This window comes from Pseudomonas kielensis, from assembly GCF_014236655.1.
GTDB classification, from domain to species: Bacteria; Pseudomonadota; Gammaproteobacteria; order Pseudomonadales; family Pseudomonadaceae; genus Aquipseudomonas; species Aquipseudomonas kielensis.
Genome location: NZ_JACMYG010000007.1, coordinates 107,280 through 122,683, shown reverse-complemented (window position 1 = coordinate 122,683; position 15,404 = coordinate 107,280). Strand labels below are relative to the sequence as shown.

The 15,404-nt window shown below is 64.2% G+C and carries 13 protein-coding genes; 6 read left to right on the top strand and 7 right to left on the bottom strand.

Features of this window, described 5'->3' with window-relative positions; all coding sequences use genetic code 11:
• Nucleotides 1–24: 24 nt before the first annotated feature.
• The 7 genes from cheB to H7995_RS09375 form a co-directional block, all read right to left on the bottom strand.
• A complete protein-coding gene (gene cheB, locus H7995_RS09405) occupies nt 25–1,035 on the bottom strand; it encodes a chemotaxis response regulator protein-glutamate methylesterase (protein WP_185818270.1) in 1,011 nt (336 codons plus the stop codon).
• A complete protein-coding gene (locus H7995_RS09400) occupies nt 1,032–3,338 on the bottom strand; it encodes a hybrid sensor histidine kinase/response regulator (protein WP_185818269.1) in 2,307 nt (768 codons plus the stop codon). Before H7995_RS09400 ends, cheB begins: the two co-directional genes overlap by 4 nt.
• Complete coding sequence (locus H7995_RS09395) at nt 3,335–4,018, bottom strand: chemotaxis protein CheW (RefSeq protein ID WP_166588599.1); 684 nt, start codon at nt 4,016–4,018, stop codon at nt 3,335–3,337. Before H7995_RS09395 ends, H7995_RS09400 begins: the two co-directional genes overlap by 4 nt.
• Nucleotides 4,018–5,292 (bottom strand): CheR family methyltransferase, encoded by a 1,275-nt coding sequence (locus H7995_RS09390; protein ID WP_185818268.1) that lies wholly within the window; start codon nt 5,290–5,292, stop codon nt 4,018–4,020. The genes H7995_RS09395 and H7995_RS09390 overlap by 1 nt, the downstream gene beginning before the upstream one ends.
• A complete protein-coding gene (locus H7995_RS09385; RefSeq protein WP_166588601.1) occupies nt 5,289–5,825 on the bottom strand; it encodes a chemotaxis protein CheW in 537 nt (178 codons plus the stop codon). The genes H7995_RS09390 and H7995_RS09385 overlap by 4 nt, the downstream gene beginning before the upstream one ends.
• Nucleotides 5,825–7,447 carry a methyl-accepting chemotaxis protein gene (locus tag H7995_RS09380; RefSeq protein WP_166588602.1) on the bottom strand — a complete coding sequence of 541 codons (1,623 nt, stop codon included), beginning with the start codon at nt 7,445–7,447 and terminating at the stop codon, nt 5,825–5,827. Before H7995_RS09380 ends, H7995_RS09385 begins: the two co-directional genes overlap by 1 nt.
• A gap of 273 nt (nt 7,448–7,720) precedes the next feature.
• Complete coding sequence (locus tag H7995_RS09375; RefSeq protein ID WP_166588603.1) at nt 7,721–8,395, bottom strand: tellurite resistance TerB family protein; 675 nt, start codon at nt 8,393–8,395, stop codon at nt 7,721–7,723.
• A gap of 198 nt (nt 8,396–8,593) precedes the next feature.
• Here H7995_RS09375 and H7995_RS09370 point away from each other — a divergent pair, with 198 nt between their 5' ends.
• The 6 genes from H7995_RS09370 (at nt 8,594) to H7995_RS09345 (ending at nt 15,374) form a co-directional block, all read left to right on the top strand.
• Nucleotides 8,594–9,508, top strand: coding sequence for a LysR family transcriptional regulator (locus H7995_RS09370; RefSeq protein ID WP_166588604.1), 915 nt, complete (start codon nt 8,594–8,596; stop codon nt 9,506–9,508).
• A 101-nt stretch (nt 9,509–9,609) separates the two neighbouring features.
• Nucleotides 9,610–11,100, top strand: coding sequence for a gamma-aminobutyraldehyde dehydrogenase (locus tag H7995_RS09365; RefSeq protein ID WP_166588605.1), 1,491 nt, complete (start codon nt 9,610–9,612; stop codon nt 11,098–11,100).
• Nucleotides 11,101–11,187: 87 nt separating this feature from the next.
• Nucleotides 11,188–12,339 (top strand): putative ABC transporter substrate-binding protein YdcS, encoded by a 1,152-nt coding sequence (gene ydcS, locus H7995_RS09360; protein WP_095166687.1) that lies wholly within the window; start codon nt 11,188–11,190, stop codon nt 12,337–12,339.
• Nucleotides 12,340–12,588: 249 nt separating this feature from the next.
• The gene (locus H7995_RS09355) at nt 12,589–13,626 is read left to right on the top strand and encodes an ABC transporter ATP-binding protein (RefSeq protein WP_166588606.1); all 1,038 of its coding nucleotides are present in this window, start codon (nt 12,589–12,591) and stop codon (nt 13,624–13,626) included.
• 1 nt (nt 13,627) lies between these two features.
• Complete coding sequence (locus H7995_RS09350) at nt 13,628–14,575, top strand: ABC transporter permease (protein ID WP_166588607.1); 948 nt, start codon at nt 13,628–13,630, stop codon at nt 14,573–14,575.
• Nucleotides 14,565–15,374, top strand: coding sequence for an ABC transporter permease (locus H7995_RS09345; RefSeq protein WP_166588608.1), 810 nt, complete (start codon nt 14,565–14,567; stop codon nt 15,372–15,374). The genes H7995_RS09350 and H7995_RS09345 overlap by 11 nt, the downstream gene beginning before the upstream one ends.
• Nucleotides 15,375–15,404 lie beyond the last annotated feature (30 nt).

Here is a 15,404-nt window from a genome sequence, read left to right as displayed (position 1 = left end):
GGCCAGTACCGCTGCGGATGTCATTCATTTTGCAAAGATCTCCAGCAATCGTGGCGCTATTTTTTCCAGCGGGCGAACTTCCACCGCGGCGTCGATGGCGGCGGCGGCCTTGGGCATACCGTACACCGCACTGCTGTTCTGGTCCTGGGCGATGGTCAGGTAGCCCTGCTGGCGCATCAATTTGAGTCCCTGGGCGCCATCGCGGCCCATTCCGGTGAGCAGCACACCCACGGCATCACCGCCCCAGTAACTGGCCACACTTTCGAAGAACACATCGATCGAGGGCCGATAGATCTCGTTGACCGGCTCGGCGGTGTAGGCCAGCGTGCCGTTTTTCAACAAGCGAATATGGTGGTTGGTGCCCGCCAGCAACACCGTGCCGCTTTGCGGCGGCTCGCCTTCCTGGGCCAGGCGTACATTCAGGCCACTGACACTGGTGAGCCATTCTGCCATGCCCGCGGCGAACACCTGATCCACATGCTGCACCAGCACGATGGCCGCCGGAAAATCCCGTGGCAAGCCCTTGAGCAGCACTTCCAGCGCCGCCGGGCCGCCGGCCGAGGAGCCAATGGCGACCAGGCGCTGGCGCGAGGCCGAGCTGCGCAGCGGGCTCGGGGCCGGGCGCTCGCGGTTGCCCTTCTCGCCGATCAACCAGCCGATGTTGGTGATTTTGCGCAGCAGCGGTGCGGCGGCTTCCTGGGCATTGCCAGCCCCCAGGGCCGGCGTGTCGACCACATCCAGCGCGCCGTGGCCCATGGCCTCGAACACCCGGTGCACATTCTGCTGGCGATCGACCGTGACAATGACGATGGCACACGGGGTTTCAGCCATGATCCGGCGAGTCGCCTCGACCCCGTCCATGACCGGCATGATCAGGTCCATGAGGATCAGGTCCGGGGTCAGTTCGGCGCAACGCTGCACCGCTTCCCTGCCATTGCTGGCCACCCACACCACCTGGTGCGCCGGCTCGAACGCCAGGGCCCGGCGCAGCGCTTCCACGGCCAGGGGCATATCGTTGACGATTGCGATCTTCATGCCCGCGCTCCTCCTATGAGCTCGACCACTGCGTCGAGCAGGGCATCGTCATGAAAGCTGGCTTTGGCTAGATAATAGTCGGCTCCCGCATCCAGTCCACGGCGCCGATCCTCTTCACGGTCCTTGTAGGACACCACCATCACGGGCAGCGACTGCAAGCGATTGTCGCGGCGCAACAGCGAGACCAGTTCGATCCCATCCATGCGCGGCATGTCGATATCGGTAATCAACAGGTCGAAGTCCTCGGCGCGCAGGGCGTTCCAGCCGTCCATGCCGTCGACGGCGACGGCCACGTCATAACCCCGGTTGAGCAGCAGCTTGCGCTGCAACTCGCGTACCGTCAGCGAGTCATCGACCACCAGAATCCGCTTGCGGGCCACCTGCGCGGCCTGCTGGCTGTGGCGGGCGATCCGCTCCAGGCGCCCGGTATTGAGCAGTTTCTCCACCGAACGCAGCATGTCCTCGACGTCGACGATCAGCACCACCGAACCATCATCCAGCAAGGCGCCGGCAGAAATATCCTGGATCTTGCCCAGGCGCTCATCCAGCGGCAGCACCACCAGGGTGCGCTCGCCGATAAAGCGCTCGACGGCCACGCCGTACACCGCATCGCGCTCACGAATCACCACCACCTTGAGGGTGGCCGCGCTGCTCTGGCTCACTGGCCGTTGCAGCAGTTGGTTGGCGGCCACCAGCCCGACATGCCGGCCTTCGTGCCAGAAGTGCTGACGGCCCTCCACCTGCACGATGTCCTCGGGCGCCAGGTCGCACATGCGCTCGATGTGCGCCAGCGGGAAGGCGTAGGCCTCCTCGCCGACTTCCACCACCAGGCTGCGGACCACCGACAGGGTCAGGGGCACTTCAAGGTGGAAACGACTGCCCTCGCCCGCCTTCTGCTCCAGCATCACCGCCCCACGCAACTGGCGCACCATGTGCTGCACCGCGTCGAGGCCGACGCCACGGCCGGAAACTTCAGTGACTTTGTCTCGCAGGCTGAAGCCGGGCAGAAACAGGAACGTCAGCAGTTCCTCTTCGCTCAATTGCGCCGCGGTCTCGGCCGGCGACAGCTGACGCTGGACGATGCTGCGCCGGACCTGTTCCAGGTCTACGCCGTTGCCATCGTCGCTCAGCTCCAGTACCAACAGGCCGGCCTGATGGGACGCGCGCAGGCGGATCAGTCCTTCGGCCGGTTTACCAGCCAGCAAGCGCTGCTCCGGCGACTCGATGCCGTGGTCCACCGCATTGCGCAGCAGGTGGGTCAGCGGCGCTTCGAGTTTTTCCAGCACGTCGCGGTCGACCTGGGTCTTTTCGCCCTCGATCTCCAGGCGCACCTGCTTGCCCAGGCTGCGGCCCAGGTCGCGGACCATCCGTGCCTGACCGGTCAGCACGTCGGCAAACGGGCGCATGCGGCAGGCCAGCGCAGTGTCGTACAGCACCTGGGCCCGCTGGCTGGCCTGCCAGGCAAATTCGTCCAGCTCTGCGGTTTGCTCCGCCAGCAATTGCTGGGACTCGGCCAGCAGCCGCCGCGCCTCTTCCAGGGCCTCCTCGGCTTCCAGGCCAAGGCTCTGTTCCTTGAGCTGGGCATTGAGGTTTTCCAGGGCGCGCAGGCCGTTGCTCTGCATACGTTTGAGGCGCTGCAGGGTCGTCAGATAGGGTTTCAGACGCTGGGTCTCGACCAGCGATTTACTCGACAGATCGAGCAGGCTGTTCAGACGCTCGGCAGTCACCCGCAGCACCCGCTCGCCGCCCTCGGTGACTCGCTTGGCGGGCCTGGCGAGCTCCGCCGAGTTCACCTGCAACGGCTCGAGCTCCGACAGCTCAAAGCGCGAGACAGGGGGTTCGAGTTGCAGCTCGGCCATCGGCAGCTCCGGCGCCGGCGGCGGCAGGCTCACCGGCGTCGGCGTCGGTGCCGACGCGGGATCGAGCAACCGTCCCATCAACGCCACATACGCGTAGATATCGCTGGGCCCGACCGCGTTGCCGGGCGTGGCGATGCGCATCAGCAGGTCGGTACCTTGCAACAACGCGTCAATGTGCTCGGGGCGCAGCAGCAGGCGGCCTTCCTGGGCGCTGACCAGGCAATCCTCCATCACATGGGACACTTCGACCCCGGCATCGACGCCAACGATGCGCGCCGCGCCCTTGAGCGAGTGGGCGGCGCGCATGCAGGCTTCCAGGTGATCGGCCTGGGTCGGATCACGTTCCAGCGCCAGCAATCCGGCGCTGAGTACCTGGGTCTGGGCTTCGGCCTCCAGGCTGAACAACTCCAGCAGCGAGGCGTCGCGCATTTGCTCGGGGGTCATGTGAGGCTCCGGGTCACGGCGGACAGCAACTGCTCTTCATCCAGCCAACGCAAACTGCGCCCATTAAAGGGCAATACGCCTCGGGTGTATTTGGCGCTGGCCTGCGGGCCCGAGCGCGAGGCCGCGTCGAGCAGCCGCTGATCGATGGCATGGATCCCGTCGACCTCGTCCACCGGCACCACCACCGGGCCGCCGTGGGCGGCAATGATCAACATGCGCGGCATGACCCGCGCACTGGATGGGCCTGCCGTCGAGGCCTCCAGCCCCAGCAACTCCACCAGCGACAGGCAGGCCACCAGCGCGCCACGCACATTGGCTACCCCCATCAACGCCCGTGAGCGCTGGTGGGGCAAGGAATGCACCGCCTGCAAAGGCGCCACTTCCACCAGGCTGCGGGTGCTCAGCGCCAGCCACTCCTCCCCCAGGCGGAACATCAGCAGCGAACGGGTGGCGACCTGCGCCTCGACCGTCGCCGAGCCATGGGCCTGGTCGTCCTGTTGCAGCGCATATCGGTCCAGCAGGCGGGTAGCCGCGGCGGAGTAGACCGCGCAGTTGCGGCAATGAATGTGCTCCGCCAGCAACCCACAGGACTTGTCACCGTGGACCCCGATGCGGTTCCAGCAGTCGTCGATGGCCTGGGCATCGGCGTGGGTCACGTTCAACGAAACTGAACCGGTCATCATTTGCGCTCACTGTCAGCGGTACGTTCGTTGCGCGCCGCGCGTTCCTGCAGGCGCCGGCTCCCGGCCACATCGCCCTGGGACGCGAGCAACGCGGCCAGGTGCATCAGGGCTTCGGGGTGTTGCGGCTCCAGGTACAGCGCCTTGCGATAAAACCCCTGGGCTTCGAGCACACTGCCGGCCACATCGCTGAGCAGGCCTAACCAGTAGAACACCTGTGCCACCGGGCCATGGCTGCGCAGGTACGCCTCACAGGCGGCACGCGCTTCAGGACTTTTGCCTTCGTTGGCCAGGGTCGCAATGTGGGCCAGCAGCACCGCGGCATCGCCAGCGCCCGGCGGTTCTGCCCGGGGTGACACTGGGCGGGCCACGGTTGCAAAGGGCCGACTGCGCACTGGCGGCGCAGGCACGCGGCGCACCGGCAAGCTCGCCGACAGCGCTGGCGCGATATAGGCCGGCAGTGGCTGGGGTTCAGGCTCACTGTGCCGGCTGAAGGCAAACGACTGGGGAATGCCGATCGAACGCATGCCCAGGCGCCCCAGCAGACTGCCTTCGGCCGGACCGATGAACAGCACACCGTCAACGTGGGTCAGGCGCTTGAGCACTTCGAAGACTTGGGTCTGGGTCGGCAGGTCGAAATAGATCAGCAAGTTGCGGCAAAACACGAAGTCATAGGCCGGCTCATTGGCCAGCAGGGTCGGGTCCAGCAGATTGCCGACCTGCAAACGCACCTGCTCGCGAACCCGCTCGCTGAGGCGATAGCCGTCATCTTCAACACTGAAATGCCGCTCGCGAAAATCGCCCTGCTGCCCGCGAAAGGAGTTCTTGCCGTAGCGCGCCCGCTTGGCCCGCTCCACCGACAATGGGCTGACATCCAGGCCGTCGACCTTGAACTGATGGGGGGCCAACCCGGCATCGAGCAAGGCCATGGCGATCGAGTAAGGCTCCTCGCCGGTGGAGCACGGCAGGCTGAGGATGCGCAGTGCGCGCATGTTGTGGAGCTCGGCCAGGCGTTTGCTTGCCAGCCTGGCCAGCGTGGCAAAGGATTCCGGATAGCGGAAGAACCAGGTCTCGGGCACGATCACCGCTTCGATCAGCGCTTGCTGCTCGTCTCGCGAACCCAACAAGCGTTGCCAATACTGATCGGCCGTTTGCACCTGTTGCGCAGCCGTGCGCTGGCGTACCGCGCGCTCGATGATCGCCGGCCCGACGGACGTCACGTCCAGGCCGATACGCTCCTTGAGGAAGTCGAAAAAACGCTGGTCACTGCTCATGCTCGATCCTCAAGCAGCGACGGGTCCAAGGGGGGCGATGGAAACAGCAGCGCCCGCACCTGGGCATCCAGCAGGTCCGCGACCCGCACCCATTGCAGCAGTCCCTGGGCGTCTTTGCGCACCGGCCCCAGGTAAGGCGCCTGGCGGTTGTCCAGGCCGTAGGGTTGGAACTGCGCCGGATGGCAGCGCAAGGTGTCAGTGGCCTGCTCGAGAATCAGCCCCAGCAGTTGCGCGGGCAGCGTGGCATCGGGTTGATAGTGCACCAGCACCAGGCGCGTGCTGGTGCGGGCCTCGGCAGCCAGGCCGAAGGTCAGCGCGCCGACATCGATCACCGGCACCACCGTCCCGCGGTAGGCGAACACCCCGGCGACCCAGTGCGGCGCCTGGGCAATCGGTTTGAGCGGCAGGCGTGGCAGCACCTCCGCCACTTCCACGGCCTGCAAGGCATAACGCTCGCCACCGATGCGAAACACCAGGAACAGCGCTTGTTTCGGGGCCACACCCGCGCCCCGCTTGGCCACGAGTTCGCTCATCAGACTTTGAATCGCGAGACGCCGCTGCGCAGCCCGACAGCCACCTGGCTCAATTCGTCGATGGCGAAACTGGCCTGGCGCAACGACTCGACCGTCTGGCTGCTGGCATCGCCCAACTGCACCAGCGCGTGGTTGATCTGTTCGGCACCGGTGGCCTGGGCCTGCATGCCCTCGTTGACCATCAGCACGCGCGGCGCCAGCGCCTGGACCTGATGGATGATCTGCGACAGTTGTTCTCCGACCTGCTGCACTTCGGACATGCCGCGGCGCACCTCTTCGGAGAACTTGTCCATGCCCATCACACCGGCCGAGACCGCCGACTGGATCTCACGGACCATCTGCTCGATGTCATAGGTGGCAACGGCCGTCTGGTCGGCCAGGCGCCGCACTTCGGTGGCGACCACGGCAAAACCGCGACCGTACTCACCGGCCTTTTCCGCTTCGATGGCGGCGTTCAACGACAGCAGGTTGGTCTGGTCGGCGACCTTGACGATGGTCACCACCACCTGGTTGATGTTACCGGCCTTCTCATTGAGGATCGCCAGCTTGGCGTTGACCAGGTCGGCCGCGCCCATCACCGAGTGCATGGTGTCTTCCATGCGTGCCAGGCCCTGCTGACCGGAGCCGGCCAATACCGAGGCCTGGTCGGCAGCGGTGGACACTTCGGTCATGGTGCGCACCAGGTCGCGCGAGGTTGCCGCGATCTCCCGCGAGGTCGCCCCGATTTCCGTGGTGGTCGCGGCGGTTTCGGTGGCGGTGGCCTGCTGTTGCTTGGAGGTGGCGGCGATCTCGGTCACCGAGGTCGTGACCTGTACCGACGAACGCTGGGCCTGGGACACCAGCGCGGTGAGCTCGGTCATCATGTCGTTGAAGCCGCTTTCCACGGCGCCGAACTCATCCTTGCGGTCGAGGTTGAGGCGATTGCTCAAGTCTCCGGTGCGCATGATTTCGAGGATCTTCACGATGCGGTTCATCGGCGCCATGATCGCGCGCATCAGCAGCAGTCCGCAGAGCGCCGCCGCCAGCACCGCCACCAACAACGACACGCCCATACTGATTTTCGCCGCGACGACGGCGTCGTCGATGGCGGCGGTCGCGTGGTCGGCAACCGCCTTGTTCTCACGGATGATGTCGTTTAGCTTCAGGCGGCCGGTCACCCAGGCTGGCGTCAACTGCTCATTGAACAACTGGATCGCCTCCTGCTCCTGGTGGTTTTTATGCAGGTCAAGGACGGTGGCCAGGATCCGGGTGAAGTTCTGATGCGCTTTCTGGAAGGCATCGAACTCGGTGCGGTCTTCGGCACCTTGAATGGTCGTGGCGTAGTTGGCCATTTGCTCTTCGAGACGCTGCTCGAAGTCCTTGAAGTTGGCGAGGTCTTGCTCAGTGACCCCCTGCCCTTCCTCCAGGCCGAGCATTTTCTGGATCTCCAGGTAGCTGTCGACCCAGGCACTGCGAATCATCGAACTGTAATAGACCCCTGGCACGGCATCATCGCGAACGCTGGTCTCGCTGGCTTCGATCTTCAACAGACGTGAATAAGAGACGACCACCATCAACAACATGATGGCGATAATCACCGCAAAGCTCGCCAAAATGCGTTGGCGCAACGTCCAGTTCTTCACAGTCAGTCCTCGGGGCCATTCAAATGGTGGGGAGTATAGCCGAGGGCGCGCTGGGTTTAAGCAGCGGTTGCGCACTGCGTCTCATCCCGAGCGAAAAGTCTGGATCCGCTCTGGGACGGCTACTTTCCGTCAGATGGGCCGGGCGCCGCCAGTGATATTTGTGTAGAAACAGACCGTGGATTGGCCATTGCGGGCGAGCCGGCGAGGCTGCGTTCGAAGACGCAGTCCTCGCCGCGTGTCACTTGACGATGGCTCACCTGCGACACTCGACACTCAGAGGCGCACCTGCCGCTCCAGCTCGGCTTTCAATCCCGGCTCCAGCTTGAGTTGGCGGGCCAGTTCGTCGAGATAGGATTTCTCCATGAAGTTCTCTTCGTCCACCAGCATCACGCTGGCGATGTACATCTCGGCGGCCATTTCCGGGGTGCTGGCGGCGCGGGCGACGTCGGCCGGGTCCAGCGGTTTGTTGAGTTCGGCGTGCAGCCACTGCTGCAGCTCCTGGTCGTTGTCCAGCTTGCGGAACTCGCCCTCGATCAGCTCACGCTCGCGCGCGTCGACATGGCCGTCGGCCTTGGCGGCGGCCACCAGGGCCTTGAGGATGGCCTGGCTGTGCTGCTCGACCTGCGCCGGCGGCAGGCGATCGAGGGTTTGTGGCTCGGTCTGCGGCGCCGTGCCCTGCTGGGCCTGCCAGTTGCCGTAGGCCTTGTAGGCAATCACGCCCAGTGCCGCGAGGCCGCCATAGACCGCCACCTTGCCACCGACTTTGCGCGCCTTCTTGTTACCCAGCAGCAGGCCCATCGCGCCAGCGGCCAAGGCCCCGCCGCCCGCACCGGAGAGCAGGCTGCCCAGCCCGCCGCTGGCCGCTTTGTTCTGGGTCCCGCCGGCCTTTTTCTGCAACAGGTCCTGGCCGGACTTGAGTAACTGATCGAGCAAACCACGGGTAATCATAGATAGCCTCCAGAAAATCACGTTTAACCGATAAATAAGGCCACCAGCCTAGATCTAAAGTGCCCGAGGCCTGCGGGCGAGTGTGCTTCCAGATGTTGCCCACCCCTTGCGGTGGCCCTGCTAGCTGGGCTAGGGCATCGATAAAAAAGATATACACTGGGAAAAATCTATAAAAACCGCCCACCGGGTACTTTTCCCATGATGACCCTGCGTCAGATCCGTCACTTCATCGCCGTCGCCGAAACCGGCTCGATCTCGGCCGCCGCGCAAGCGGTGTATATCTCCCAGTCCACCCTGACCCTGGCCATCCAGCAACTGGAGCAGGAGATTGGGGTCAACCTGTTCAACCGCCACGCCAAGGGCATGACCCTGACCCACCAGGGACACCAGTTCCTGCGTCAGGCGCACTTGATTCTGGCCACCGTGGACAACGCCAAGCGCAGCCTGCAACAAAGCACCGACCAAGTGGCCGGGCAATTGACCATAGGGGTCACCAGCCTGGTCGCGGGCTACTACCTGGCGGACCTGCTGACCCGCTTTCAACGGGCCTACCCCAATGTCGAGATCCGGGTCATGGAAGATGAGCGCCCGTACATCGAGCACTTGCTGGTCAGTGGCGAAATCGATGTCGGGGTGCTGATCCTGTCCAACCTCGAGGATCGCCACGCCCTGCAAACCGAAGTGCTGACCCACTCGCCCCACCGCCTGTGGCTACCGGCCCAGCACCCGTTGCTGGAGCACGACAGCATCAACCTGGCGGACGTCGCTCGCGAGCCATTGATCCAGTTGAACGTCGACGAGATGGACCGCAACGCCCAGCGCATGTGGCGAGCCGCCTCGCTGCAACCACGCATCACCTTGCGCACCGCCTCGACCGAGGCCGTGCGTAGCCTGGTGGCAGCGGGCCTGGGGGTATCGATCCAGCCCGACATGACCTACCGCCCATGGTCCCTGGAAGGCGACATCATCGAAGCCCGGCCCATCGCCGACCTCAGCCAGACCCTCGATGTCGGCCTGGCCTGGCGCCGTGGCACCGCCCGCCCGGCACTGGTCGACCCATTCCTGACAGTGGCCCGCGAGCAGCCGCCCGGCGGACGCAAGCCATCTATTTAATCGAACGCAGCATTCAGTATTTAGTATTTGTCGTCCTCAAGCCCCGCCACTAGTCTTTGTACATCTATAAGACGGTCGGGCCCCCAGTCACAGGGAGCACCATGGCCACACAAGAAAAGAGAACCCGAAAAATGCCCGGCGCGCAGACCCCTTTGTTCACCGCCTTACTGATCGATGGTGAATTGGTCGCCGGCCAGGGCTTTGTCGAGCCGATTCTCAACCCGGCCACCGGCGAAGTGCTGACCCACATTGCCGAAGCCAGCACCGAACAGGTCGAAGCCGCGATCCTCGCCGCCCACCGGGCCTTTGCCGGCTGGTCGCGAACCACGCCGCAACAGCGCTCGAACATCCTGCTGGACATCGCCAACGCCATCGAGAAACACGCTGACCTGCTGGCCCGCCTGGAATCGCTGAACTGCGGCAAACCACTGCACCTGGCGCGCCAGGATGACCTCAGTGCGACGGTGGACGTGTTCCGCTTCTTCGCTGGCGCCGTGCGCTGCCAGACCGGCCAGCTCAGCGGTGAATACCTGCCGGGCTACACCAGCATGGTGCGCCGCGACCCCATTGGCGTGGTGGCCTCGATTGCGCCGTGGAACTACCCGATCATGATGGCCGCCTGGAAAATCGCCCCGGCCCTCGCCGCCGGCAATACCCTGGTGTTCAAGCCCTCCGAACATACCCCGCTGTCGATCCTGGCCCTGGCGCCGGCGCTGGCCGAGATCCTGCCGCGCGGGGTGATCAACATCGTCTGCGGTGGCGGTGAAGGGGTCGGCAGCCACCTGGTCAGCCATCCCAAAGTCCGTATGGTCTCGCTCACTGGCGACATCGTCACCGGGCAGAAAATCCTCCAGGCCGCCGCCAAGACCCTCAAGCGCACCCACTTGGAACTGGGCGGCAAGGCGCCGGTGATCGTCTGCAACGATGCCGACCTGCAAGCCGTGGTCGCCGGCGTGCGCAGCTACGGTTACTACAACGCTGGACAGGACTGCACCGCGGCCTGCCGCATCTACGCCCAGGCCGGGATTCACGACAAGCTGGTGGCGGAGTTGGGCGCGGCTGTCAGCAGCCTGCGGTTCGCCGGCAAGCGTGACGCCGACAACGAGATCGGCCCGCTGATCAGCACCCGCCAGCGCGACCGCGTGGCCAGCTTTGTCGAACGCGCCCTCGGCCAGCCGCACATCGAACGGGTGACCGGCGCGGCGGTGCATTCCGGTGCCGGCTTCTATTACCAGCCCACCCTGCTCGCTGGCTGCAAGCAAAGCGATGAAATCGTCCAGCGCGAAGTGTTCGGCCCGGTGGTCACCGTGACCCGCTTCGACGAGCTGGAGCAAGCGGTGGACTGGGCCAACGACTCGGAGTACGGCCTGGCCTCGTCGGTCTGGACGCAGAACCTCGACAAGGCGATGCAGGTCGCGGCGCGCTTGCAGTACGGCTGCACCTGGATCAACAGCCACTTCATGCTGGTCAGTGAAATGCCCCACGGCGGTTTGAAACGCTCCGGCTACGGCAAGGACCTGTCCAGCGATTCGCTGCAGGACTACAGCGTGGTGCGGCACATCATGGCCCGCCACGGCAATGACCTGAAATAACGCTACTAAGCTAACAACAAGCCGAAAAGGCCAGCTGCATCACGTTCAATACTGCCCCGACCATAATTTAAAGAAGAGGGAAACCCCATGTTCGTGCACAAGACCGCACTGCTCAGTGCAATCACCACCGCGCTGCTGGCCAGTGCCAGCCTCCAGGCCGCCGAACCGCTGAAAGCCGTTGGTGCCGGCGAGGGCCAACTGGACATCGTGGCCTGGCCTGGCTACATCGAACGGGGTGAAAGCGACAAAGCCTATGACTGGGTGACCGGCTTCGAGAAGGAGACCGGCTGCAAGGTCAACGTCAAGACCGCCGCCACTTCCGATGAGATGGTCAGCCTGATGGCCAAGGGCGGTTACGACCTGGTGACCGCCTCCGGCGACGCCTCGCTGCGGTTGATCGTCGGCAAGCGTGTGCAGCCGATCAATACTGCACTGATCCCCAACTGGAAGAACCTTGATCCGCGCCTCAAGGATGCCCCCTGGTACGTGGTCAACCAACAGACATACGGCACCCCCTATCAATGGGGGCCGAACGTGCTGATGTACAACACCAACGTGTTCAAGACCGCGCCCACCAGCTGGAACGTGGTGTTCGATGCGCAGAACCTGCCAGACGGCAAGCCGAACAAGGGCCGCGTGCAGGCCTATGACGGTCCGATCTACATCGCCGACGCGGCGCTGTACCTGAAATCCACCAAACCGGAACTGGGCATCCAGAGCCCCTACGAACTGACCGAAGCGCAGTACAAGGCCGTGCTCGACCTGCTGCGCGCCCAACAGCCGCTGATCCACCGCTACTGGCACGACACCACCGTGCAAATGAGTGACTTCAAGAACGAAGGTGTCGTGGCGTCCAGCGCCTGGCCCTATCAGGTCAACGGCCTGATGAACGAGAAGCAGCCCATCGCCTCGACCATCCCGAAAGAAGGCGCCACCGGCTGGGCCGATACCACCATGCTGCACGCCGAGGCCAAGCACCCGAACTGCGCCTACAAGTGGATGGACTGGTCGCTGCAACCCAAGGTCCAGGGTGATGTCGCGGCCTGGTTTGGCTCGTTGCCAGCGGTCCCGGCGGCCTGTCAGGGCAGCGAACTGCTGGGCGCCGAAGGCTGCAAGACCAACGGCTTCGACCAGTTCGAGAAGATCGCCTTCTGGAAAACCCCACAGGCTGAAGGTGGCAAGTTCGTGCCGTACAGCCGCTGGACCCAGGACTACATCGCGATCATGGGCGGCCGCTAAAAGTCATTCAGGGAGTTGCTGCGCGTCGATTATCCGCGCCCGGGCAGTGCTCGCATCCTCACGTACTGACGTACGCTGCGGGGGCTGTGCGCTGGCCGGACACGGCTAATCGCCGCTCGCGACGCTGCCTGAACGACTTTTCCAGCGCCATCGCTTTGCCAGCAGCAGAATTGATTTTCGATTGATAGATTTTTCAGAAGTCCAGGCAGGGCCGCTGCGACGGCCCGCGCCTTTTTGGAGCACCGCACCATGACGCTTGCAGTCCAATTCACCAACGTTTCCCGTCTATTCGGCGAAGTGAAAGCCGTAGACCGGGTTTCCATCGACATCCAGGACGGCGAGTTCTTTTCCATGCTCGGCCCTTCCGGCTCGGGTAAAACCACCTGCCTGCGGCTGATCGCCGGCTTCGAACAGCCGAGCGCGGGGTCGATCCGCATTCACGGCGAAGAAGCCGCCGGCCTGCCGCCCTATCAGCGTGACGTCAACACCGTCTTCCAGGATTACGCCCTGTTCCCCCACATGAATGTCCGCGACAACGTCGCCTACGGCTTGAAGGTCAAGGGCGTGGCCAAGAAAGAACGCCTGGAACGTGCCGAAGAATCCCTCGCCATGGTGGCCCTGGGCGGCTACGGCGAGCGCAAGCCGGTGCAATTGTCCGGCGGCCAGCGCCAGCGTGTGGCCCTGGCCCGCGCACTGGTCAATCGCCCGCGGGTGCTGTTGCTCGACGAACCCCTGGGGGCGCTGGACCTGAAACTGCGTGAGCAGATGCAGAGCGAGCTGAAGAAGCTGCAGCGCCAGCTCGGCATCACCTTCATTTTCGTCACCCACGACCAGACCGAAGCCCTGTCGATGTCCGACCGCGTGGCAGTGTTCAACAAGGGTCGCATCGAGCAAGTGGACACCCCGCGCAACCTGTACATGAAACCGGCCACCACCTTCGTCGCCGAATTCGTCGGCACCTCCAACGTGATCCGCGGCGAACTGGCACAACAACTGAGCGGCAACCCGCAGCCCTTCTCGATTCGTCCGGAGCACGTGCGTTTCGCCGAAGGCCCGCTGGCCAGCCATGAGATCGAAGTCAGCGGCCTGCTGCACGACATCCAGTACCAGGGCAGCGCCACCCGTTACGAGTTGAAGCTGGAAAACGGCCAGACCCTCAACATCAGCAAGGCCAACAACCAGTGGCTGGACACCAGCGCCCAGCACCAGACCGGCCAACGCATCAGCGCGCGCTGGGCCCGCGAGGCGATGACCCCGCTGCACGACACCGTCACGAGCGGGGTGTGAGATGAACACCGTGGCCATGACCCAAACACCCCCCGGGGGCTCGCCGCTGCGCCGGTTCTCCAACCTGCTGTACCGCCGGCCCAACCTGTACCTGTCGATGTTGCTGGTGCCGCCGCTGATCTGGTTCGGCGCGATCTATCTCGGCTCGCTCCTGACCCTGTTGTGGCAGGGCTTCTACACCTTTGACGACTTCACCATGGCGGTCACCCCTGACCTGACCCTGGGCAACTTCGCCGCGCTGTTCCAGCCGTCGAACTTCGACATCATCCTGCGCACCCTGAGCATGGCCATCGTGGTCTCGATCGCCAGCGCCATCGTGGCGTTTCCGATCGCCTACTACATGGCGCGCTACACCACCGGCAAGACCAAGGCGTTCTTCTACATCGCGGTGATGATGCCGATGTGGGCCAGCTACATCGTCAAGGCCTATGCCTGGACCCTGCTGCTGGCCAAGGGCGGCGTCGCACAGTGGTTCGTCCAGCACCTGGGGCTGGAGCCCGTGCTGCAGTTCATCCTGGGGATTCCCGGGGTCGGTGGCAGCACCTTGTCCACCTCGCACCTGGGCCGCTTCATGGTGTTCGTGTACATCTGGCTGCCGTTCATGATCCTGCCGATCCAGGCTTCGCTGGAGCGCCTGCCGCCGTCCCTGCTGCAAGCCTCCGCCGACCTCGGCGCCAAGCCTCGCCAGACCTTCATGCAGGTGATCCTGCCGCTGTCGGTGCCGGGCATTGCCGCAGGCTCGATCTTCACCTTCTCCCTGACCCTGGGCGACTTCATCGTGCCGCAACTGGTGGGCCCGCCGGGTTACTTCGTCGGCAGCATGGTCTACGCCCAGCAAGGCGCGATCGGCAACATGCCGATGGCCGCGGCCTTCACCCTGGTGCCCATCGTGCTGATTGCCATCTACCTGTCCATCGTCAAACGCCTGGGGGCCTTCGATGCACTCTGAAAAAGCTTCTTTAGGTCTGCGCATTGCCGCCTGGGGCGGGCTGGTGTTCCTGCACTTCCCGATCCTGATCATCTTCCTGTACGCCTTCAACACCGAAGACGCAGCGTTCAGTTTTCCGCCCAAGGGTTTCACCCTGAAGTGGATCGGCGTGGCGTTCTCACGGCCTGACGTACTGGAAGCCATCAAGCTGTCGGCCCAGATCGCCGCCATCGCGACCCTGATCGCCATGGTCCTCGGCACCCTGGCCTCGGCGGCACTGTACCGGCGCGACTTCTTCGGCAAGCAAGGCATCTCGCTGATGCTGATCCTGCCGATCGCCCTGCCGGGGATCATCACTGGTATCGCGTTGCTGGCGACCTTCAAGACCCTGGGCATCGAGCCGGGCATGTTCACCATCATCGTCGGTCACGCGACCTTCTGTGTGGTGATCGTCTACAACAACGTCATCGCCCGCCTGCGCCGCACCTCCCACAGCCTGATCGAGGCCTCGATGGACCTGGGCGCCGATGGCTGGCAGACCTTCCGCTACATCATCCTGCCGAACCTCGGCTCGGCGTTGCTGGCTGGCGGCATGCTGGCGTTTGCCCTGTCGTTCGACGAAATCATCGTCACCACCTTCACCGCCGGCCATGAACGCACCTTGCCGCTGTGGCTGCTCAACCAGCTCAGCCGCCCACGGGACGTGCCGGTGACCAACGTGGTAGCGATGCTGGTGATGATCGTGACCATGTTGCCGATTCTCGGTGCCTATTACCTGACACGCGGCGGTGAAAGCGTGGCCGGTAGCGGTGGGAAGTAACTGACGACCAACATCTGCTGTAGGAGCGAG